This window comes from Clostridium sp. AN503 (genome assembly GCF_040719375.1).
In the GTDB taxonomy this organism is placed as follows: domain Bacteria; phylum Bacillota; class Clostridia; order Lachnospirales; family Lachnospiraceae; genus Brotaphodocola.
The window spans coordinates 1,974,717-1,996,876 of record NZ_JBFDTP010000002.1 but is presented as its reverse complement, the minus strand read 5'-3'; the positions used below and the strand labels follow the sequence as shown (position 1 = coordinate 1,996,876).

Sequence of the window (22,160 nt, the reverse complement as noted above, 5' to 3'; positions counted from 1 at the left end):
ATGGAAGCTTGTGTGGGACAGAAAAGCGATGCGTTTCAGGACTTGTCTGCCTGTATTCCAGTTGGGATACTGACTTGTAAGTTTGATGCGTATTTTTCGATAATGGAGGCAAATGACGGCCTCCTTCAGTTATTAGGGTACACGGTGCAGGAGTTTGAAGAAAGCTCCCATGATTATCTTAAGGATATTGTTCACCCGGAGGATTTTCTAGCTGTGTCAGAGCGGATCCTGAAACATTATCTGAACAATGAATTCATATCGCTTTTGTTCCGCATTCAGTGTAAAGACGGCCGATATAAGCAGGTGCAGTGCTGCGGCCGTTTTCATTCCGGCATGGATGGTCTGGAGCAGTGGACAGGTGTTATGATAGAGCGGTTGTCTGCAGCAGGGGAAGAGGAATGCAGACTGGGCAGAACAGACACGTTAAGTCCGTTTTGGGGAAAACACATAGAGGGCCTGGATGGTTCTGGAGTCATGCTCTGTGAGTGGGAGATGAAAACGGATACCCTGTCTTACTCCTATAATTGGAGTGATAAATCCGGGATCAGACCTGCGTATAACCAGAATTGTCTGCAGGTGGATATGCGAGGGCGGATTCATCCCGATGACCGCGCCGCTTATTCCGGGCTTTTGCAGAGACTGCGGGAAGGCAGCGTATATGGAACTACAGAATTTAGGATCATCAATATAAAGAAAGAATATGTGTGGTGTCAGATGCATGCGGTTCTTTTATATGACAGAGATGAAAAGCCAGTGAAGGCAGTCTGTGTGATTTTTGATATTGACGAGAGAAAAAGGGCAATCGAGGACCTTAAAATCCGGGCTGAGTGTGATGCGCTGACCGGGTTATATAACCGGAATGAAACTGAGAGACAGATCAAGGACTATCTGGACCGCAGGAAGCAGGCCTTATGCGCTCTGTTTATGATTGACACAGACAATTTTAAACAGATTAATGACACGAAGGGGCATATGCTGGGAGACGTTGTCCTGACAGAAATGGCTTCAGGCATGAAAAAAATCATGCGCAGGGATGATGTGGTCGGGAGGATCGGAGGAGACGAATTCGCTGTTTTTATGAAAGATATCTCGTCTAAAGAAGCGGCTGTCTGTAAGGCAGAGGAGCTGGCCGGAATGTTCCGCAGGCTGTTTGAGAATGAAAAGCGTTCGATTAAAATTACCTGCAGCATTGGTGTAGCGCTTTATCCTGACGATGGACAGGATTTTCAGACTTTATACAGGCATGCGGACAGGGCTTTATATGAGGCGAAAAAGCAGGGAAAAGACGGATATATGCTTTATGATAAGGAACGTGCGAATCTGTCTGGGGATACGGGGTATTCCACATTGGGAGCTACGATCGATTCACCAGCCGTATCCATGGGAGTTTCCTGGGAGCTGCTTGTGAGTGCGTTTAAACTTTTATATAAAGCGGAGGACTTAGATCAGGCGGTTAATCAATGCCTGAAGTTGGTTGGAACCTGGTTTGATGTCAGCAGGGCGTACATTTTTGAAACTGGGGAAAGCGGGGATTATTACAGGAATACATATGAGTGGTGCAATGAAGGAATTTTACCGGAGATCCAAAATCTTCAGCATTTGGATTTGCAGACAGCAGGGGATTACAGAGAACTGTTTGGACCGGATTCTATTTATTATTGCAGGAATACTCACGCGCTGCCGCCAATACAGCGGAAACTTTTCGAGGATCAGGGTATCCATTCGTTTCTTCAGTATGCTTTATGGGAAAAAGAAAAATTTGCCGGCTTTATCGGATTTGACGAGTGTACCGGTATGCGTCTGTGGACACAGGAGGAAGTGAGTGCGCTCTCTCAGATTTCAGAGTTGCTGGATACCTTTCTGAACGAGAAAAAAGTGCAGAGACGGCTTCGGATGATGCAGCAAATGATGCGGTATATTTTGGAAAATGAAGACGATTATATCTGCGTTATCAAAAAAGACACTTACAATGTATTATTTGCAAATAGCAGAATGAAACAGATGGTATCCGGATTGGATCCGAATTCCCGGTGCTATGAGTCCTTCTTTTACAGGGACCGGCCCTGCAGGTCCTGTCCGATGCATGGCGGGCAGTCTGACTTTAGCCGGAAGGATATGTGTACACTGGTAAATGATACTGTAATACAATGGGAGGAGCAGGATGCATATCTCATAGATTTCCGTCATTTTGATTCAGAGCGAAGTGGAAATGAAGAAAATACGGCAGATGACATCATATCTAACGCTTACGCAGAAAAAAATATGGCCGGCTGTATTCAGTGGCTGACCGCATCTGATTATCGGGGGGACCCGATTGAATATGTCCTGGGAATCATTCGGGAGTATTATCAGTCAGACCGGGCGTACATTATTGAAGCGGATGAATTGAATGGTACTGGGAGCAATATCTATGAAGTATGCGCAGAAGACGTTGTTCCACAGATTGAAAAACTGCAGAATGTGCCGATTGAGGCGATTTCTTTCTGGTTGAAGCAGTTTATAGTCCGGGATTATATCAGAATTGATGATATTGAGGAATTGGGACCGGACCGCCAGGTAGAATACGAGGTCTTAAAAGCACAGGGGATAAGAAGCCTGATGGCGCTTCCTCTTTATATAAAGGGGGAGATCAAAGGGTTTTTAGGTCTTGATGATCCCAAGGCCAACAAAGACAGTTTTCGGTATCTGGAAAAGCTGACCTATTTTTTAGAGAATGAGATTACGAAAAATGCCATGCGCCGTCGCTTGGAACAGATGAGTTATGAAGATACGTTGACAGGTCTTGAGAACCGGAACAGTTATATGGTGTATTGTGATGACTTTTCGCAACGGTCTCCGGTTCCGGCAGGTGTGGTCTTTATGGATATCAATGGCCTGAAGAAGCTTAACAGCGTCAGAGGGCATATGTATGGCGATATGGTGATCACACATGTTGCAGATCTGATGAAACAGTATTTTCCAGAAGATAAGAAGTTCCGGCTGAGTGGGGATGAATTCCTGATCGTCACAGAAGCTGTCCCATATGATGAATTCCAGAAACGGTTTAATCTGATGGAGGAGCGGCTTGCTGCAAATGGAGCGTCTATCGTATCGATTGGAACGACCTGGAGCGATGTGGGAGTTGAACTGACGGAATTGGTGGATAAGGCAGAGAAACTGATGCATATCCGTAAACAGGATTATTACAGGGGCTACAAAGAGCTTGCCGCTGAAAAGATTCCATTGCTCAAAGAAGTGGCCGACTCAATTCTGAACCGCAAATATTTGATTTATCTTCAGCCTAAGTTAAATATAAGTACCGGTGAAGTAGACTGCGCTGAGGTGTTGGTGCGTTATCGGGAAAAGGATGGTTCCATTTCTTCGCCAGTGAAATTTATTCCGCTTTTAGAAAGTGAAGGAATCATATCAAACCTTGATTTTTTTGTTTTGGATGAGGTGTGCCGGCTGCTGACCACATGGCAGAATACGAAGTTTGCCAATATGAAGCTGGCATTGAATTTTTCCAGGATCACTTTGTTCGATAAAAAATTTTTGGAGAATTTCTGGAAGATATTTAGCCGGTATGATCTGAAACCGGAACAATTTGAGATTGAGATTACGGAGACCCAGGAGACATTGAATAAAAAGCAGATGGCCTTCTTACTGGAGGAGCTGACAAGACATGGGTTTCAGATTGCGCTGGATGATTTTGGCGTGGAATATTCCTCTTATGAATTTTTAATGATGGCCGGCTTTCATGTACTGAAAATTGATAAGGGTATTATACAGAGATATGAGGAGGCGGCGCGGGGAAAAGTACTGGTGAAGCACATTGTTGATATGGGGCATTCCATCGGGGCCAAGTGCTGTGCAGAAGGTGTGGAGACGAAGGCGCAGTTAGATTTTATGCGGGAGATTGGCTGTGATTATGCGCAGGGGTATCTCATTGATAGACCGATGCCAGTAGAGCAGTTTGAAATGAAATACATGCAGGAGAGGGGAATATAATATGAATCCAGGGTTAGAACAGTTCATGGGTGATATATTTGATGCATTATATGAAAATCCCAGGGTTGAAGATGCTATGGAGCAGGTTTTGAGCCGGATATCATGTTATTTTCAGGCAAGCAGTGCCTGCCTTGTGGAGTTGCAAGGAGATGATTCGTTTGTTGAGCATGTATATGAATGGTCAAAACCAGATATCCGCGTCTGCGCAGGAGATATGGCAGGCAGTGTGCGCAGTATGTTCCAGGGATCAAATAGCTGGGAGACGGTGATTTATACAGCCCTGGATCCGCTCTCGACGGAACTGAGAAATGCGTTTGCTGTATCAGGTGTTCGCTCATTGATTGCCAGTCCGTTCCTGTATCATGGACAGTTGATCGGTTATATCCTGATCTGCGATTTTCGCAGGGACAGGGAAGACTGGAAGATCTGGGGACGCGGGGATGAGGGGAATTATGCGTTCAAATATCTGACGCGGCTTTTGGCGGTTTTCCTGCAGAAATTAAGGCAGGAACACCAGATGGCGTGTTATCAGAAGGAGCTGGAAGGATCCCTGAAACAGTCAGAAGAAAAAGTAGAAACTGCTTATGAGATACTGGATAAGATATCCTCAGGAGTTGTGGTGCTGAAGACGCCTTCCTACGATAAACTGCTCCCTGTCTACGGCAATTTGGGGCAATACCGTATGCTGCGTCTGGAGAGGACTGCTGTAGATGCGAGGGTTCCGGATGAGGATGCGGCGGAGCTGGAAAGCCAGTATTTTGACGATGCCTTTGCGGGAGTCCATCCGGAGGATATGGAGAGGGTGCGCAGCGCTTATATGGAAGGATATAAGACCGGTGATTTTTCTGTTAAGAAGTACCGGCTTCTTAGGGGGGACGGCAGCTATGTCTGGGTGAATGCTGATCTGTGCCTTCAGGAAACAACGCCGGAGTATAAACTGTATTATGCAACCTATACGGATGTGACGGAAGAGCATGAGCTTCAGATGCAGCTTTCAAGAGCGCTGGAGCAGCAGAAGCTTATCTCCTCTGAGCTTGAGCAGGCCAGCAAGGCGAAGACCGACTTCCTTTCCAGGATGAGCCATGATATCCGAACACCCATGAATGCCATCCTGGGTCTGGCTGCGCTTGCCAGAAATGAACTGGAGAAAGGACGGGATGTGAGATCCTATCTGGATAAACTGGAAGCTTCCGGCCAGTTTTTGATGGGGCTGCTCAACGATATCCTGGATATATCGAGAATTGAGAGGAACGCCGTCACCCTGCATCTGGAACCTTATGATATTGAGGAATTCCGGCAGCAGGTGGATGCGCTGATCGTCCCGCAATGCAGAAAGAAAGGGATTGAATTTGAGTTCATCACGAAGAATCTGAAATACAGGAGCATCATGCTGGACAAACTGCGTTTTAATCAGGCTGTGTTCAATCTGCTCAATAATGCTGTGCGGTATACTCCAAGCGGAGGCCGGATTGAATTTATGGTGCGGGAGGTGGAGGAAAGAGAGGGCAGGCTTCACAACCAGATGGTGATCCGGGACAACGGCATTGGAATGAGCCGCGACTTTCAGGAACACATGTATGAACCGTTTACCCAGGAGGGAAGGAAGACAGCCGACTCAGATGAGCGGAGTTCAGGACTGGGGCTTGCAATTGTAAAATCACTTGTGGAACTGATGGGGGGAACCATCCAGGTGAACAGTGAGATTGGAAAAGGCACGGAGTTTTTATTGGATGTCTGGGTGGACATGGTGCCGCAAACAGAACAGCCGCAGGCTTCGGAGACAGACAGGGATATCTCCATAGAAGGACTCCATATCCTGCTCTGCGAGGACAATGCACTGAATATGGAGATCGCGGTCTATCTCCTGGAGGAGGCAGGTGCAGTGGTTGACTGTGCGGGCAACGGCAGGGAGGCACTGGATCGGTTCCGGGATTCTGAACCGGGCAGCTATGATGCGATTCTGATGGATATCCGGATGCCGGTTATGGATGGGCTGGAAGCTGCCCGGAATATCCGCGCTATGGACCGGCCGGATGCGGTTTCCGTGCCTATATTTGCAATGACGGCCAATGCCTACGATGAAGATATGGAGATGAGCCGGGAAGCAGGAATGAATGAGCATTTATCAAAGCCTGTTGATGCAGAGGTATTGTACCGGACGATCTGGCAGTATGCAGGACGAAAATAAAATACAGTTTTTCCAGGCTGCACTTTCTGAAGCGGATCAGAGAGTGCAGTTTTTCTATGCACCGCGGTGAATCCATATTTTAGCGTATTGCTTAATAATTCGTAATTTTTTTGTCAGAATGTTCCAAATAGTGTCAGAATCCCTAAGGGAATGGTAAAGTCTTACAGGAATTTGCGTGGTAAAATAAGGACATAAGATGAAAAACCTGAAAGGAGCGGTGAATCATGAAATTAAAGAAAATAGCGGGATGGATCGCAGCAATGATGGTGACGGCAGCAGCCTGTACCGGGTTCGCCGTTGCCGGAGAGGGATATGGGATGTACCGGGAGGCCGTCGGTGTGCAAAGCCTCGATGATAAAGTGGCATCGATTCAGAATCGGGAAGGTTACACAGAGCTTGAGGATCTTCCCCAGACTTACCTGGAAGCAGTGGTGTCTGTGGAGGATCACCGTTTCTACAGTCACTTTGGTCTGGACCCGATTGCCATAGGACGCGCGGTGGTAAATGATATCAAGGCAGGACGTTATGTGGAGGGCGGAAGCACCATTACCCAGCAGCTGGCGAAAAACCTGTACTTCAGCCAGGAAAAGAAAATGACAAGGAAAGCGGCAGAAGTGTTCCTGGCACTGGAGTTGGAGAAGAATTACAGCAAGGATGAGATCCTGGAGCTGTACGTGAACAGTATTTACTTTGGAGACGGATATTACAGCATCGGGGAGGCAAGCCGGGGATACTTTGGAAAAGCGCCGTCCCAGATGAACGAGTATGAGAGCACCCTTTTAGCGGGAGTGCCCAACGCACCCTCCAAGTATGCCCCCAGCAAGAACCCGGAGCTGGCAGAGAGACGCCAGCAGCAGGTTCTGCGCCGGATGGAGGCGTGTGGGTACTTCACCGAGGAGGAAGCAGAGACGGTAGCGGCGCAGATGATTGCGCTTGCAGATTGATAAACTGTTTCCTGTATTCTCCCGGTGTGCAGTCCTTCATTTCCCGAAAGGTCCTTGTGAAATAGCTGGTGTCAGGAAATCCGCACTGTGCGCCTATATCTGCGATCTTCTGATTGGTCGCAGCCAGCAGCCTTGCGGCTTCCTGGATCCGGAACTGTTTGACATATTTGATCGGCGGGGTGCCGATCGTGTTGTGGAAGCACCGCAGGCACTCACTCTCGCTGATCATGGCGCTTCCGGCGATCATAGCTGTAGTTAACTCCACGAAATAATGTTCCTGAATATATTGAAGCATGATCTTAATGCGCTCCCCATCGCGGAGCGCTTTTTCTGATGGCAGGCTCCGGGGGACCGGGTGGTGGCTGGAGAGCAGAAAGATCAGCTGCGACAGGGCGGCCCGGACGGAGAACTCATATCCGGGAAGCTCTGCTACGCAGCTCTGCCAGGCAGTTTCAATGGCGTCAGCCGCTTCTTGGTGCCAGGGGGCGGTAGAATCAAAGATGACACTCTTTAGGGACGGGGTGTCAAGCAGGGGCTGAATATAATCCTGCCAGAAAATACTGTCCACGCTGCCCCCCACCAGCCTCGGATGAAAAACTACGGAGTGATAGCGGCTTCTGGAATTGTCTGCATCCCACATGGCGTGGAGGACTCCTCCATTGATAAAAAAGGCATCTCCCTTTGAAAGGACATACTTTTCCGTGCCTGCGGCCATGACAGACCGTCCCTCGGTCACAACGGCGACCTCCAGGGCTTCGTGCCAGTGCCAGGGGACCTCCTCTACGGCCAGGTTGTCATGATAGCAGGCCACTGGAAACAGAGCGGTGCCGTGTTCGATCAGCTCCCGGCCCTGCGGGTCTGTTTTGGTATTGCATGCGGAAAGCGCCATGATATTCTCCCTTCAGGCTGTTAAATGTGCCAATATCATCAGGTGATGCTCTGGTTTGACGGTTTTGTCATAGATAATAGGCGGTTTCTTTCTATATATCGGAGTGTTTTGCTGGTATAATCATAGCAGAGGTTGAGGAGGAATACAATATGGCACATTTACTTTTAGCAGTTATTTATCTGTCTTTTATCAGTCTGGGGCTTCCGGACTCCCTGCTGGGGTCAGCCTGGCCGTCCATGTACGGTGAATTTGGCGTACCGGTTTCCTATGCAGGCATTATTTCTATGATCATCGCTTTGGGTACTGTTGTATCCAGTCTTCAGAGCGACCGGCTTACCAGGAGCCTTGGAACAGGAAAAGTTACAGCGATCAGCGTAGCTATGACGGCTTTTGCCCTGTTCGGATTTTATACCAGCCACTCTTTTTGGATACTGTGCCTGTGGGCAGTTCCCTATGGCCTTGGAGCAGGGAGCGTGGACGCATCCCTCAACAATTACGTGGCCCTGCACTATGCGAGCCGCCATATGAGCTGGCTTCACTGCATGTGGGGCGTCGGAGCCTCTTTGGGACCGTATGTCATGGGGAGCGCGCTGACGGGAGGAAAAGGGTGGAACGCAGGATATCTCACGATCGCTGTCCTTCAGATCGGACTCACGGCGGTTCTGTTTGTGAGCCTGCCTTTGTGGAAGAAACGGAGAGGCATGGCTTCGGAGCCGGAGACTGTTGTGCCGGAAGCCTCACCTGCGGCAGATACAGCTGATATGGGGAGTACAGCGGACCGGCAAAATCCGATTGGGAATTACGTGGAAGCGCCCCTTACACTGCCTCAGATCATGAAGATCCGGGGAGCAAAGGAGATCATGGTGACATTTTTCTGCTACTGTGCACTGGAACAGACCGCAGGGCTTTGGGCGAGCAGTTACCTTGTGCTGCATCGCGGGATCTCTGCGGAGACGGCAGCCGGCTTTGCCAGCCTGTTTTTCATTGGGATCACGGCGGGCAGGGCGCTCAGCGGTTTTTTGACCATAAAATTTACCGATGTGCAGATGATCCGTCTTGGACAGGGGATGGCGGCGGCAGGGATTGCCGCTCTGCTCTTACCATTTGGCGGATACCTGCCGCTTGTGGGGCTGGTGATGATCGGGCTTGGATGTGCCCCGATCTATCCATGTATCATCCATGCCACACCGGACAATTTCGGCGCAGACAAATCGCAGGCAGTCATCGGGGTACAGATGGCAAGCGCTTATGTGGGAACCTGCCTGATGCCGCCTCTTTTCGGGCTGATCGCAAATCATATAAGTGTTGCGCTGCTGCCATTTTATCTGCTGCTTGCTCTGGTACTGATGGTGGTCATGCACGAAAACTTGATCCGGAAAATAACTTCATGTGTGAGGGAGGCCGTTTATGATTGATCTGCATATGCACAGCCGCTACAGTGATGATGGGGAATACACACCGGCAGAGCTGGTGGAACAGTGTGCGGCACAGGGAATTGAAACCATGTCCATTACGGACCATAACTGCGTTCGGGGAGTACCGGAAGCGCTGGAGGCTGCGAGGGAAAAGGGGATCACTTGTATTCCGGGGGTGGAGATCGACTGTGTATACGAAGGTGTGAATTTCCATGTGCTTGGATACGGGATTGATTTTGACAGCAGTGATTTTAGTCAGATTGAGAGCAGTGTAGAGAGGCAGAATATCAGAGCGTCACAGGTGATGCTCAAAAAAACGCAGAAGCTGGGTTTTGAGAAGGTGACGGAACAGGATATGCAGGAAGTATCCAGGGGATGCTACCGGAAGGATGTATGGACGGGGGAGATGTTCGCCGAGGTGCTGCTTGGCATGCCGGAATATGCGGATCATCCGCTGTTAGATGCATACCGGCCCGGAGGCCCGCGCAGCAGCAATCCCTATGTGAATTTCTATTGGGATTTTTATTCCCAGGGCAAATCCTGTTATGTGAAGATTGATTTTCCGCCCATGAAAGAGATCGTTGATATGATCCACAGGAATCATGGGACCGCGGTTTTAGCACACCCAGGCGTGAATTTAAGAGGAAGGGAGCATTTGCTGGATGGGATCCTTTCACTGGGGGTAGAAGGAGTAGAGGCTTTTTCCAGCTACCATACTCCTGAGCTGTCGCGGTTTTTCTATCAAAAGGCGGCGGAGAATGGAAGGATAGTCACCTGCGGCAGCGATTTTCATGGAAAAACAAAACCCTCCATCCGGCTGGGAGAAGCGGTGTTTGCGCCAGGGATGGACGAAAGGCTGGTGAAACTGCCGGAAAGGAGAGCTCTGTGATGGGAAAACAGAAGTTTAATCTTCATACGCACACAGCGAGATGCGGCCATGCGGAGGGACTGGATATCCAGTATATCCAGAGCGCAGTGGAGGCAGGATTTGAAATGTTAGGGTTCAGCGAGCATATTCCTTTTGTGGAGCTTAGGCGCCCGGACTGCCGGATGTTTTATGAACATAAGGAAGAGTATCTGTCATCGATCGGTCGGCTGCAAAGGATATTCAGCAACCAGATCACGATCAGGACCGGATATGAAGTGGAGTATATGGAGGACCATGAGGAGTATCTGATGCAGATGAGGCGGGAATGTGATTATATGATATTGGGCCAGCACTGTAAGTTCATCGGTTATGAGTATGACTGTTTTTGCTCTGATGAGGATGTCCTGTTTTATACAAAACAGATTGAGCAGGCTCTGGCAAAGGATTTTATAACCTGCGTAGCGCATCCGGATTATTATTTGCTGGGGAGGCGTTTTTTTTCCAAAGCCTGCGAGGAGGCAGCCCATCGGATCGCAAAAGCCAGCATCCAATATGATGTACCTCTGGAGATCAATCTAAATGGATTTCATTATGGGAAAAAGACTTATGCCTTCTATGACAGGCCAGACATCCGGGAGGAGCGGTATCCCTACCCGTTCCGGGAATTCTGGGAGATCGCGGCTTCCTACGGATGTAAGGTGCTGTATGGCTATGACGCCCACACTCCGATTGCGTTTCAGGAAGCAGACAGAGAGAGAAAGGCCGGTGAGATATTGAAGGGGATTCCGCTTAACTTTGTTGAGACAATCCAGTTAAGGTAGGTGGCAGAGGTTGAAAAGCTTGTTGATCTGGGGGGCTGGCGACCAGGGGATGGTGACCCTGGACTGTGCCCTGTCAATGAACCAATACGGCAGAATTGATTTTCTGGAAATAAAAGAGCGGGGGAGCCGTCTTATGGAGGGCTGCAGGCTGTACCGGGAGGAAGACATAGAACCGGAATGCTTCTTCCATTCCTATGACGAAGTGATCGTGGCGACAGGGGATAATGATATCCGGGAAGCAAAGTGCGCTGTCCTGGAGTCTATGGGAGTATCATTGGCTTCTGTCATCCATCCGTTGGCATTCATCAGTCCATCAGCGAATTTGGAAAAGGGCTGTATGGTATTTGCATATGCTGTCATCCACACCCATGCGTCGGTCGGTAAGAGCTGCATCATAAATACCGGCGCAGTTGTGGAGCATGACTGTATGGTTGGAGATTTTGTGAATGTCTGTCCCAATGCGGCTGTTGCCGGCCATTGCAGGATAGGCCGGAAGTCGTTCATTGGCGTGGGCGCAAGTGTGAAGGATGAGGTTGGGATCGGTGAAGAAGCCATAATCGGTGCGGGAGCGGCTGTAGTCAGGGAGATCCCGGACCGTGCGACTGCAGTGGGGGTTCCGGCGCGGGTGATCAGGCGCAGAGAATTCTGAGGATGCCAAGCATGATGGAACGTTGAGGCAGATAAGAAGGTTTTGAAATGTGGAGCCGTTGTAAATGCAGATTGTGTATCTGTGTTTGCAGCGGTTTTTGGTTATCCTGGAAGGTGCGGATATTGTAGATATTGCAGGGAGTTATTCATAAAAGGGAGGAGTTTTTAAGGTTTTTATGATATAATATGAACAGATAATGAAGACAAGCCGCAAGGCGCAGGCTGAACTTAGTGAGAATATATGCCTGGACACTTAAGGAGGATATCCATATGTATTACATGACAAATTATGATTCTCCCATAGGACAGCTGACACTGGCAAGTGACGGAGTACATCTTGTCGGCCTGTGGATGAAAGACCAGAAGTATTTTGGCGGAGCCATAAAGTTGGAATTAGCTTCCGGAAAAGTGGTCTCAGAAGATAAGCTTCCAGTATTTTATATGGTAAAAGACTGGCTGGACCGCTATTTTGCGGGAGAAAAGCCGGAGATCATGGAACTGTCTCTCTCACCTGCCGGAAGTGATTTTCGACAGGAGGTTTGGAAGCTGCTCTGTGAGATCCCCTATGGGGAGGTCACGACTTATGGGGCGATTGCCGCGAAGATGGCAGAGAAGCTTCAAAAAAAGACCATGTCGGCCCAAGCGGTTGGGGGAGCGGTGGGGCATAATCCCATATCAATCATAATACCTTGCCACAGACTGGTGGGCGCCAATGGAAGTTTGACCGGTTACGCCGGAGGGGTCGAGAAAAAGATAAGGCTGTTGGAGTTGGAGGGTGTGGATGTGTCCGTGTTTACGGTTCCGGGGAAGGGGATTTTAAATGAGAAAAGACAATAATAAATGTTGGAATGTGCTTTTTACGTGCCATGGAAATATTTGCAGAAGCCCAATGGCCGAGTTCGTCATGAAAGATATGGTAGAAAAAATAGGACTTGCGGAGCATTTTCATATATCCTCTGCCGCCACCAGCACCGAGGAGATCGGCAACCCGGTACACCGGGGGACCAGGGAGCGGCTGAAGCGGGAGGGCATCAGTGTAGCTGGAAAGACTGCCGTACAGCTAAAGAAGTCAGACTACGCCGCATATGATTATCTGATCGGCATGGACGACTGGAATATCCGCAATATGCTGCGGATGTTGGGGGGAGACCCGGAGGGGAAAGTCTACAAGCTGTTGGACTTTTCCAACAGCAAAAGAACGGATGGAAAGAATGTTCTTAAGAATACCGGACGCGATGTGGCTGACCCATGGTATACGGGGGATTTTGAGGCTACCTACCAGGATGTGATGGATGGCTGCAGCGGACTGCTGGAGCATATCCTGGAAAATGAAAGCCGGGATTGAGAGACTGAGGACCATAAAAGAAATGCAGGTACAAACTACAGCCCCCGCACGGATATGCCTGTCCGTGCGGGGGCTGTGTGTGATGATTGGTGAAAGGAGAGGGGGTCAGCCTTCAATCTGGATATATTTCGGTGTTTCCTCGACCTGCTTCGGCGCTTCTTTCGGGAATTGAAGCTTTAAGATTCCGTTCTCAAAACCAGCGCGGATATCTTCCTGCTTCAGGGCCTCGCCTACATAGAAGCTTCTCTTGCAGGAGCCGCTGTAGCGTTCCTGCCGCAGCAGTTTGCCGTTCGCGTCTTTCTCATCTTTGTTCTCCTCGTGGGTGGCGGAGATGGTGAGATAGCCGTCCTTCAGCTCTGCCTTGATGTCCTCTTTCTTGAAGCCCGGAAGCTCCATCTCCAGCAGGTAGTTGGCGCCGTCGTCCTTGATATCTGTACGCATCAGCGTATTGTTGTTGCCGCGGGCGGGGGTGGTAAAGAACGGGTCGTTAAAAAAGTCGTCAAATACATCGAATCCATAGTTTCTTCTTGATGGTGTGAATAACATATGCTTTACCTCCTTATTGTGAGCAGGGGGAGGTTTCTTCAAAACCTCTGCTCTGCTTGCTTTGTTTTATTTGTTCTAACAGTACTATATCACGAATTGTTAGCACTGTCAATAGGTGAGTGCTAATTTGATTGTGAAAAAACTGTGAACAGGAAATAAAAAAAGTATTTCGGATTCGGTTATAAAATGCTATGATAGCTGTAGCGGAACAGGGAGACGGCTGATCATGCCGGCTCCCTCTAAAAGAGAATGATAATACGGTGGGAAAGAGGATAAAAAGGATGCTTAGAGAAGTGAGCCTGGAGGAAATCTCCGACGGCAGAAAATACAGTCTGAACGATATGGCAAAGGTGGGCTGCGATGACTGCAGCGGCTGCTCCTCCTGCTGCCGCGGGATGGGGGAATCCATTGTGCTGGACCCATATGACATATACCGCATGACGGCGGGACTGAAGAAAAGTCCCCAGCAGCTATTGGCGGAGAACTTGGAACTCCATGTGGTGGATGGGATCATTCTCCCCAATCTGGGGATGAAGGGGGAGGAGGAGAGCTGTTCTTTCTTAAATGAGGGAGGCAGGTGCTCCATTCACCCGTACCGTCCGGGCATCTGTCGTCTGTTTCCGCTGGGGCGGTGCTATGAGGACGGCAGTTTTTCGTATTTCCTTCAGATCCACGAATGCAGGAAGGAGAACCGCACCAAGGTCAAGGTGCGCAAATGGATCGATACGCCGGACGCGGCGCGGTATGACCGGTATATCGTTGACTGGCATTATTTTTTAAAGAGCCTGCAGGAAATGATGCAGAGTCAGGCTCAGACGGCAAAAGAGATCAGTATGTATGTGCTCCAGAACTTTTATTTGACGGAATACCAGCCCGGCGGCGGGTTCTATGAAGAGTTTTACAGCCGGCTGAAAACGGCAGAGCAGTGGACAAAGAATTTCCCTTCTTAACAGATTGTAAGAAACCAGTCAGGATCTATTCAGGCTGGTTTTTTATTATGGGATTATCAAAAAGAAATGAGGGGGAAACAAATGATAGCTTTAGTCGGATTTGCCATGATCGTACTGATCGTAGTTCTGCTCCTGAAAGGGAAAATGTCACCGATCGTTGTGCTGGCGCTGATTCCAACAGCGGCGGCGCTGCTTCTTGGTTATGGGCCGGTGGAGGTAGCCGGGTTCATCAAGGACGGGATCAGTACCACAACCAGCAACGGAATCCTGTTTATCTTTTCTGTCATCTATTTTGGCGTGATGTCGGACACCGGAATGTTCGACGTGATCGTCAACTTCCTGGTGAAGAAGGCGGGAAATAACGTGATCGCCGTCACAGTCGCAACGGCGGTTATCGCGACGATCGCCCACCTGGACGGCACCACAGCCACCACGGTCCTGATCACCATACCGGCTCTGTATCCGGTTTACAAGGCGATGAAGATCGACACAAGGATCCTTTTATGTCTGACAGGGGCCTGTATGGGGGTTATGAACCTGCTTCCGTGGGGAGGCCCGGTGGCAAGGGCCGCGACGGTTCTGGCTATGGACGCCAATGAGCTGTGGCATATCCTGATCCCGATCCAGATCGTGGGTCTTATCTTCAATATTGTTCTGGCTGTCCTCCTGGGCATGTTTGCCGTGAAGAAGGGCGCAGGAGCAGGCAAAGGGGAAGTGGTTGCCCAGGACCAGAAGGCAAAGGACGAGGAAGAAGCACTCAGACGGCCGAAGCTTCTGATCTTCAACCTGGCGCTGACCATCGGCCTGGTTGCGATCCTGTCAGTGGGTGTGGTCACCAGCTATGTGGCATTCCTGGTTGCGCTGTGCCTGGCTCTGGCAGTCAACTATCCGAGCCTGAAGGTTCAGGATAAACTGATCAAGAAGCATGCTCCGGCAGCGCTGATCATCTCCGCCACTCTGTTCAGTGCGGGGGCCATGGTGGGAATCTTTGACGGTACCGGGATGCTGACTGAGATGGCCAATGCGATCATGGGTGTGATCCCTGGATTTTTGGGGCAGTTTATCCATATTATCTTTGGTATCCTGGCATTGCCGCTGGGCTTGTGCATCGGCACAGACGCGTATTTCTATGGCATCATGCCGCTTGTCATGCAGGTAGGAGAAACTTATGGGGTCGCATCTTTAAGCACAGCACTTACAATGGTGATCGGCAAGAATCTGGCGCTGATGGTCAGTCCGCTGGTTCCGGCCACCTATCTTGCTATTGGACTGGCGGACACGGAATTGAAGGACCACATGAAATTCAGTATTCCGGTTTACTGGGTGGTCAGCCTCTGCATGCTGGTGATCGGCGTGATCTTTGGGATCATTCCGTTATAAATCCGGTTTATCACAGAAGTATCATTGCGGTACGGGAAGCAGAATATCTGCTTTTCCGTATCGCTTTTGTGGTATACTGGTAACTGCGTCCTGGCTGGATGGAATTTCCGGCTCCGGGCAAATATGGATTGCACTTAAAGGATGAAAACGTTATAATTTTACTATGGCTTTAAAACAGGGGGAGCGAAAAACGTGGCAAATGAGAAAATTCTTGTGGTAGATGACGAGCTTTCTGTCCGCATGGCGCTTAAGACTGCATTTACCCGGGAGGGGATGCTGGTGGAGGAGGCGTCAGGAGGACGGGAGGCCCTGGAGCTTTTGGAAGAGCGGGTCTATGACCTGATCGTGCTGGATGTGATGATGCAGGATATGGATGGGTATATGATCTTGCAGAAGCTGCGTTCAGACCACAACCTGACGCCGGTGCTGATGCTCAGCGGCAGGCAGGAGGAGATGGACCAGGTGCTGGGACTTGGACTGGGCGCGGATGATTACCTGACGAAGCCATTTCACTTGTCGGTGCTGATCCAGAAGGTGAAGGCGCTCATACGCAGGAACAGCATCTACAGCAGGCAGCGGCAGAATCATATCACGGTGGGGCCGTTCACCTTTGACCTGATGAAGCTGGAGTGCTATAAGGACGGGGCGCTCCTTCCCTTTACGGCAAGAGAACTGGCATTGTTCCGGTTCTTCATGGAGCACCCGGGCCAGGTATTTACCAGGGAACAGCTCTACCGCCAGGTGTGGAATGAAAATGTTGTGGATGACAATACGATCATGGTATATATGAAGCGGGTGCGGGAGAAAATAGAAAAAGACAGCCGCAATCCGGTATATTTAAGGACCGTCAGGGGAATCGGGTACATATTCGATGGCAGATAACAGAGAAAAACAGAACTGGAAGGAAGCATTTTACAGAAATCGTATCCTGATCCTGGGGATCCTTGGGACAATTTTGGCAACAGCTGTGATCGGGAGCATTGGCGTCTGGTCCTATAACCAGTACCGGCGGGAGCTGATCGAAACGGAACAGGAGCAGCTGCTTACCATGGCGAAGACAGTGGGGACCAGCCTGGTCAATTTTGTGGAGCAGGAGCTTGACAATATCGACCTGTATTTTTCCCTGCTTGAGACAGGAGGCGGGGAGGGAGGGCCGAAGAATGCTGCGAAGCAGGCGGCAGAAGCATTTTTAAACCGGAAAGACGGGCTGTATACCGCTATGGCATGTTATCATAAGGATGGGAGCCTGATGTTCCAGCAGGGGTCCATGGATTTTGGGCATCAGTGGCTTGGCGGGGAGAAAGGGGCGTCCATCTGCGGCAAGAGGCTTTGCGGAGATCATTATGAGATGTATGTTTCCCGAAGCTTTGGGTGGGACGGCGAGGAGTATACGGCTGTCTATGCCATGGATCTGGATCAGATCTATACCCGGATCGTGGAGCCGGTGAAGATTGGGCAGGGCGGATATTCGGTCGTTAAGGACAGCGAGCTTTCTATCATCATGCATCATGCGCCCAGCCAGATCGGGATGGATGCGGTCTATGACCGGAGCAGGAAGTATCCGCAGCTGGATCTGACAGATCTGTTCGAGTGGATCCATATGCAGGAGATACAGCCGGAGGGTGTGGCTGTCATCCGGTCTTATGTGTGGGATGACGAAAACCTGGCGCCGGAGCAGCGGATCGTGGCGTACACTACGGTCCGGCTTCCAGGAGAGACCTGGATCGTCAACAGTACGCTGCCGTTTAAGGAGCTGAATGGCCCCCTTAACAGGATGCTGCTGAGACTTTTGGGAATGAGCGGCCTGTTTATTCTGTTGGCGGGAGGCTTTGTGTTTGTGATGACCCGGAGCCTGATGCGTTCGGAAAGCCAGAAAAAGGAGATCGCTTACTTAAAAGAGATCAACGAGGGCATGGAGCTGCTGCGCCGGAAGGAAGATGAGATCCAGCATTACCAGAGACTGCAGTCCATCGGCCAGATGAGCAGCCATATTGCCCATGAGTTCAATAACTATTTAACTCCAGTGCTGCTGTACGGTGAGATGTTAAAGGAGGACGCCTCCATAAACGGGGAGAACCATAAGCTTGTGGAGGGCGTCCTGGACGCGGCGGGACAGGCTGCGGACCTGTCAAGGAAACTTCTGGATTTCAGCAGGCAGGATACCGGGGCCGGGCTGATGGTCCTGGATCTGTCAGCGGAGGTCAAGAAAGCGGCAGATATGGTCCGGCGGCTTACGCCGGAACAGATCTCCTTTCAGACGGAGCTGGAGGAAGGCCCGCTGTACGTGAGGGGGAAACACGGGATGGCAGAGCATATCCTGATGAACCTCTGCAGCAACGCTTACCATGCCATGGAAGGCAGCGCGGGAAGTCTGACGGTGAGGCTGGTCAAAACGGCGGGCGAGGCTATAAGGGACGCCAGTGCAGACGGTACAGGAACAGACTGGGCGTGCCTGTCTGTCTCGGACACCGGATGCGGCATCAAAGAAGAGACGCTCAGCAAGATCTTTGAGCCATTCTACACTACAAAGCGCAGCGGGAAAGGAACCGGGCTCGGGCTTTCTGTGATCCGCAATGTGATGCTTTCTGTGGGAGGGCAGATCAGGGTTGAGAGCGAACCGGGGAAAGGGACGGTTTTCCGTCTGTATTTTCCGCTGACAGAACCGGAAACAGAGGAAAGAAAGGCAGCCGGGCATAAACCTGCGGTTCGCTTTGTCGTGGTGGATGATGACCCGGAGATCCTAAAAGCTCTGGAGGCCAGGCTGAAGCGGCAGCGCTGTGTGGTGGAGTGTTACAGTCATCCGGCGGTAGCGCTGGCAAAGCTACAGAACCGCCGGGATTACTGTGACTGTATCCTGACGGATTTTGATATGCCGTCCATGAACGGACTGGAGTTTGCAGAGCTGGTCCGCAGGCTGGATCCCGGCATCCGCCTGATCCTCATGAGCGGAACAGAGGATGAGCAGTTTGGATGGTATCTGAAAAATGGGATCATCGATGAGTTTATTTTAAAGTCCGGTCTTGCAAAAAGGCTGGAATCCGGATTATAGATAACATGACAGAAAGGGTGACATGAGATGGGACTTAAAAAGACAGGACTGGTTTTGGAAGGAGGCGGCATGCGGGGAATCTACTCCGCCGGTGTGCTGGATGTATTTCTGGAGCACGGGATCTCCTTTGACGGAGTGATCGGAGTGTCGGCCGGGGCGATCCATGGATGTTCCTTTGTTTCGGAGCAGAAAGGGCGCAGCATCCGCTATTATAAAAAATACAGCAGGGACAAACGGTTCATGAGCTTCTGGAATCTTTTACGGACCGGAGACATTGCGGGGGAGAGGTTCTGTTACCACGACCTGCCGGAGAAGCTGGACCCATATGATTATGCGGCGTTCAATCGTTCCGGTACGGAGTTTTATGTGACATGCAGTAACTTAGAGACGGGAAATGCAGAGTATCTGCGCATCCATGATATGAAAAAGCAGATTGACCTTATGCGCGCGTCGGCCTCCCTGCCCTATGTTTCCCGTACTGTAGAGATGGATGGGATGAAGCTTTTGGACGGCGGCTGCTGCGACAGCATTCCGGTGATGGCCTTCAGGCAGATGGGCTTTGAGAAAACAGTGGTGGTCCTGACCAGACATAGAGGCTACCGGAAGGAACCGGAGAGCACACGGCTGGCAGGCATCGTGTACCGGAAGTATCCGAAGTTCGTGAAAGCGCTTGAGAACAGGCACAACACCTACAATGAGACGATCCGCCGGATCGAGGAACTGGAGCAGGCGGGGGAGATTTTCGTGATCCGGCCCAGCAGGGAGCTTTCCATCGGAAGGACGGAGCACGATCCGAACCGGCTCCAGGAGGTCTATGACATCGGGCGGCGGGACGCGCTGTGCAGGATGCGGGATTTAAGCGCATGGCTGATGGCGGAGGATGCCCGGCAGAAAAAGTCTTCATGAGAGGCGGAAGAAAAAAGAATCAAATTAGAAGAAAGAAGGCATGAACGATGGGACATTTGACCACGCGTGACGCATACCGGAGTCTTGGCGACAGGATCAACTGGTTCACCCAGGGAGCGCCGGAATCGGAGACTCTCTATAAGATCCTCCAGGTTCTCTACACGGAAAAAGAGGCAAAATGGGTGGCTCTTCTCCCGGTCCGCCCCTTCACCATAAAAAAGGCGGCGAAGGTCTGGGGGACCTCGGAATATAAGGCGGAAAAGCTGCTGGACCATCTCTGCGGCAAGGCGCTTTTGGTGGATTCCTGGCACAATGGGGAGCGGAAGTTTGTGATGCCGCCGCCCATGGCAGGCTTTATTGAGTTTGCACTGATGCGGACACGCGGGGATATCGACCAGCAGTATCTGGCGGAGCTTTACTACCAGTATATGAATGTGGAGGAGGATTTTATCAAGGATCTGTTCTATGCCACAGAGACAAAGCTGGGGCGCGTCTATGTGCAGGAGCCGGTCCTGCTGAGCGACAAGGCAAACCACATCCTGGACTATGAGCGGGCGACCCATATCATAGAGGAGGCGGAGTACATTGGCCTGGGCCTGTGTTACTGCCGCCATAAGATGTCCCATGCGGGCCACCCCTGTGAGATCAATGCGCCCTGGGATGTGTGCCTGACCTTTGACAATGTGGCGCGGTCCCTGGCGCAGCACAACGACTATGCAAGGCTGATCTCCAGAGAGGAGGCAATGGACGCGCTGGAGCGTTCCTACGCCAGCAATCTGGTGCAGATCGGTGAGAATGTGCGGGAGCACCCGGCGTTTATCTGCAACTGCTGCGGATGCTGCTGCGAGGCTTTGCAGGCGGCAAGGAAATTCGCCCCCATGCAGCCGGTCGCCACCACCAACTATATCCCGGAGGTTTTGGCGGACAAATGCGTAGGCTGTGGGAAATGTGAGAAGGTGTGTCCGGTTTTTGCGATCTCCGTGAAGGGGAAGGTGAAAACGGACGAGGCGGCAGATGAGGGCAGGAAAGCGGTGGTGGATCAGGATATCTGTTTAGGCTGCGGCGTCTGCGCCCGCAATTGTCCCACGAAGGCCATCGAGCTGAAACGGAGGCCGGAACAGGTTATCACTCCGGTCAACAGTACCCACCGATTTGTACTGCAGGCCATTGAGAAGGGGACCCTTCCCAATCTGATCTTCGACAACCAGGCGTTTGCCAACCACCGGGCGCTGGCTGCGGCGCTTGGCGCGATCCTTAAGCTTCCGCCGGTGAAACAGGCCCTTGCCAGCAGGCAGATGAAGTCGGTGTATCTGGACAAGCTGCTTTCCATGCAGGAGACACGGAGATGAAAGATTTATTTACCATAGGAGAAGTGTCGCGGCTGTTTCAGATGAATATCCGGACGCTGCGGTATTACGATGAGATCGGGCTTTTGAAGCCGGAATATGTGGACAGTGATACCGGCTATCGTTATTATTCCACCAGGCAGTTTGAGCGGATCAATACGATCCGGTATATGCGCGCCCTGGACATGCCGCTGGCTCAGATCTCCCGGTTTTTTGCCCACCGGGAAGTGGACACGGTGGTGGAGATGTTCCGGGAGCAGCGGGAGAACGTTCGGAAGAAGCAGGAGCTTCTGGATCGGATCGGGAAAAAGGTCGATGCGCGCATCTCGCAGCTGGAGGACGCCATGGAGACGGTGTATGAGCGGATCGCCATGCGGGAGTTTCCCAGGCGGGAGCTTGTGATCCTGAAAAGAGAGATCCCGGTGGCCGCTGACTTGGAGGTGTCCATCCGGGACTTGGACAGCCGCAATGAGCTGGCAGACGCCATCTTCTTGGGAAAGGTCGGAGTATCGGTGAGCCGGGAGGACTTAAAGCGGCGGCGGTTCGACGGTTTTTCTTCTCTTTTCGTCGTGCTGGAGGAAGGCGACAGCTATCACGGCGAGAGGCGTGTGCTTCCGGCGGGAACGTATATCACGGTGCGTTTTAGGGGGACCCACAAGGAGTCGGCCGGGTATTATATCCGTCTGCTGGATGAACTGGCGCGGCAGGGATATACCGTAGCGGGGGATTCGGTGGAGATCACCCTGATCGATTCCGGCATCACCAGCCAGCTGGAAAAATATGTGACGGAGCTGCAGGTCCCGGTGGCAGCAGGATAACAATGATTGTACTATTTCCCCAAAATTGAAAAAAATAGTAAAAAACTCTTGACCCTCCAG

General features: G+C 51.0%; 18 protein-coding genes. 16 read left to right on the top strand and 2 right to left on the bottom strand.

The window, feature by feature from the left end; genetic code table 11:
- From AB1I67_RS16585 to AB1I67_RS16575, 3 genes are all read left to right on the top strand, one after another.
- Nucleotides 1-3,987, top strand: a complete 3,987-nt coding sequence (locus AB1I67_RS16585; RefSeq protein WP_367031028.1) for a diguanylate cyclase — start codon at nucleotides 1-3, stop codon at nucleotides 3,985-3,987.
- A 1-nt stretch (nucleotide 3,988) separates the two neighbouring features.
- The gene (locus tag AB1I67_RS16580) at nucleotides 3,989-6,175 is read left to right on the top strand and encodes an ATP-binding protein (protein WP_367031027.1); all 2,187 of its coding nucleotides are present in this window, start codon (nucleotides 3,989-3,991) and stop codon (nucleotides 6,173-6,175) included.
- 224 nt (nucleotides 6,176-6,399) lie between these two features.
- Complete coding sequence (locus AB1I67_RS16575; protein ID WP_367031025.1) at nucleotides 6,400-7,119, top strand: biosynthetic peptidoglycan transglycosylase; 720 nt, start codon at nucleotides 6,400-6,402, stop codon at nucleotides 7,117-7,119.
- Here AB1I67_RS16575 and AB1I67_RS16570 read toward each other — a convergent pair.
- On the bottom strand, nucleotides 7,064-8,008 hold the full coding sequence (locus tag AB1I67_RS16570; RefSeq protein WP_367031024.1) for an AraC family transcriptional regulator: 945 nt from the start codon (nucleotides 8,006-8,008) through the stop codon (nucleotides 7,064-7,066). The two genes, AB1I67_RS16575 and AB1I67_RS16570, sit on opposite strands and share 56 nt — an antisense overlap.
- Nucleotides 8,009-8,157: 149 nt before the next feature.
- Here AB1I67_RS16570 and AB1I67_RS16565 point away from each other — a divergent pair, with 149 nt between their 5' ends.
- From AB1I67_RS16565 to AB1I67_RS16540, 6 genes are all read left to right on the top strand, one after another.
- Nucleotides 8,158-9,423, top strand: a complete 1,266-nt coding sequence (locus tag AB1I67_RS16565) for an MFS transporter (RefSeq protein ID WP_367031023.1) — start codon at nucleotides 8,158-8,160, stop codon at nucleotides 9,421-9,423.
- The gene (locus AB1I67_RS16560) at nucleotides 9,416-10,312 is read left to right on the top strand and encodes a PHP domain-containing protein (protein ID WP_367031021.1); all 897 of its coding nucleotides are present in this window, start codon (nucleotides 9,416-9,418) and stop codon (nucleotides 10,310-10,312) included. The genes AB1I67_RS16565 and AB1I67_RS16560 overlap by 8 nt, the downstream gene beginning before the upstream one ends.
- Nucleotides 10,312-11,112 carry a PHP domain-containing protein gene (locus AB1I67_RS16555; protein WP_367031020.1) on the top strand — a complete coding sequence of 267 codons (801 nt, stop codon included), beginning with the start codon at nucleotides 10,312-10,314 and terminating at the stop codon, nucleotides 11,110-11,112. Before AB1I67_RS16560 ends, AB1I67_RS16555 begins: the two co-directional genes overlap by 1 nt.
- A 10-nt stretch (nucleotides 11,113-11,122) precedes the next feature.
- Nucleotides 11,123-11,761, top strand: a complete 639-nt coding sequence (locus tag AB1I67_RS16550) for an acetyltransferase (RefSeq protein ID WP_367031019.1) — start codon at nucleotides 11,123-11,125, stop codon at nucleotides 11,759-11,761.
- Nucleotides 11,762-12,030: 269 nt separating this feature from the next.
- Nucleotides 12,031-12,597, top strand: a complete 567-nt coding sequence (locus tag AB1I67_RS16545; protein ID WP_367031017.1) for a methylated-DNA--[protein]-cysteine S-methyltransferase — start codon at nucleotides 12,031-12,033, stop codon at nucleotides 12,595-12,597.
- Nucleotides 12,581-13,105 carry a low molecular weight protein-tyrosine-phosphatase gene (locus AB1I67_RS16540; RefSeq protein ID WP_367031016.1) on the top strand — a complete coding sequence of 175 codons (525 nt, stop codon included), beginning with the start codon at nucleotides 12,581-12,583 and terminating at the stop codon, nucleotides 13,103-13,105. The genes AB1I67_RS16545 and AB1I67_RS16540 overlap by 17 nt, the downstream gene beginning before the upstream one ends.
- A 105-nt stretch (nucleotides 13,106-13,210) precedes the next feature.
- Here AB1I67_RS16540 and AB1I67_RS16535 read toward each other — a convergent pair whose 3' ends face one another.
- Nucleotides 13,211-13,651: an Hsp20/alpha crystallin family protein gene (locus AB1I67_RS16535; protein WP_367031015.1), complete on the bottom strand. Its 441-nt coding sequence runs from the start codon at nucleotides 13,649-13,651 to the stop codon at nucleotides 13,211-13,213.
- A 281-nt stretch (nucleotides 13,652-13,932) separates the two neighbouring features.
- Between AB1I67_RS16535 and AB1I67_RS16530 the strand changes: the two genes are divergently transcribed.
- From AB1I67_RS16530 to AB1I67_RS16500, 7 genes are all read left to right on the top strand, one after another.
- Nucleotides 13,933-14,601 (top strand): YkgJ family cysteine cluster protein, encoded by a 669-nt coding sequence (locus AB1I67_RS16530; RefSeq protein WP_367031013.1) that lies wholly within the window; start codon nucleotides 13,933-13,935, stop codon nucleotides 14,599-14,601.
- Nucleotides 14,602-14,682: 81 nt separating this feature from the next.
- Nucleotides 14,683-15,981, top strand: a complete 1,299-nt coding sequence (locus AB1I67_RS16525) for a citrate:proton symporter (RefSeq protein ID WP_367031012.1) — start codon at nucleotides 14,683-14,685, stop codon at nucleotides 15,979-15,981.
- Nucleotides 15,982-16,173: 192 nt separating this feature from the next.
- The gene (locus AB1I67_RS16520) at nucleotides 16,174-16,863 is read left to right on the top strand and encodes a response regulator transcription factor (protein WP_367031011.1); all 690 of its coding nucleotides are present in this window, start codon (nucleotides 16,174-16,176) and stop codon (nucleotides 16,861-16,863) included.
- Nucleotides 16,853-19,030, top strand: a complete 2,178-nt coding sequence (locus AB1I67_RS16515) for an ATP-binding protein (protein WP_367031009.1) — start codon at nucleotides 16,853-16,855, stop codon at nucleotides 19,028-19,030. The genes AB1I67_RS16520 and AB1I67_RS16515 overlap by 11 nt, the downstream gene beginning before the upstream one ends.
- A 27-nt stretch (nucleotides 19,031-19,057) precedes the next feature.
- Nucleotides 19,058-19,936, top strand: coding sequence for a patatin family protein (locus AB1I67_RS16510; protein WP_367031008.1), 879 nt, complete (start codon nucleotides 19,058-19,060; stop codon nucleotides 19,934-19,936).
- A 47-nt stretch (nucleotides 19,937-19,983) separates the two neighbouring features.
- The gene (locus tag AB1I67_RS16505; RefSeq protein WP_367031006.1) at nucleotides 19,984-21,285 is read left to right on the top strand and encodes a 4Fe-4S binding protein; all 1,302 of its coding nucleotides are present in this window, start codon (nucleotides 19,984-19,986) and stop codon (nucleotides 21,283-21,285) included.
- On the top strand, nucleotides 21,282-22,100 hold the full coding sequence (locus AB1I67_RS16500; RefSeq protein WP_367031005.1) for a MerR family transcriptional regulator: 819 nt from the start codon (nucleotides 21,282-21,284) through the stop codon (nucleotides 22,098-22,100). The genes AB1I67_RS16505 and AB1I67_RS16500 overlap by 4 nt, the downstream gene beginning before the upstream one ends.
- The last annotated feature ends 60 nt before the right edge of the window (nucleotides 22,101-22,160 follow it).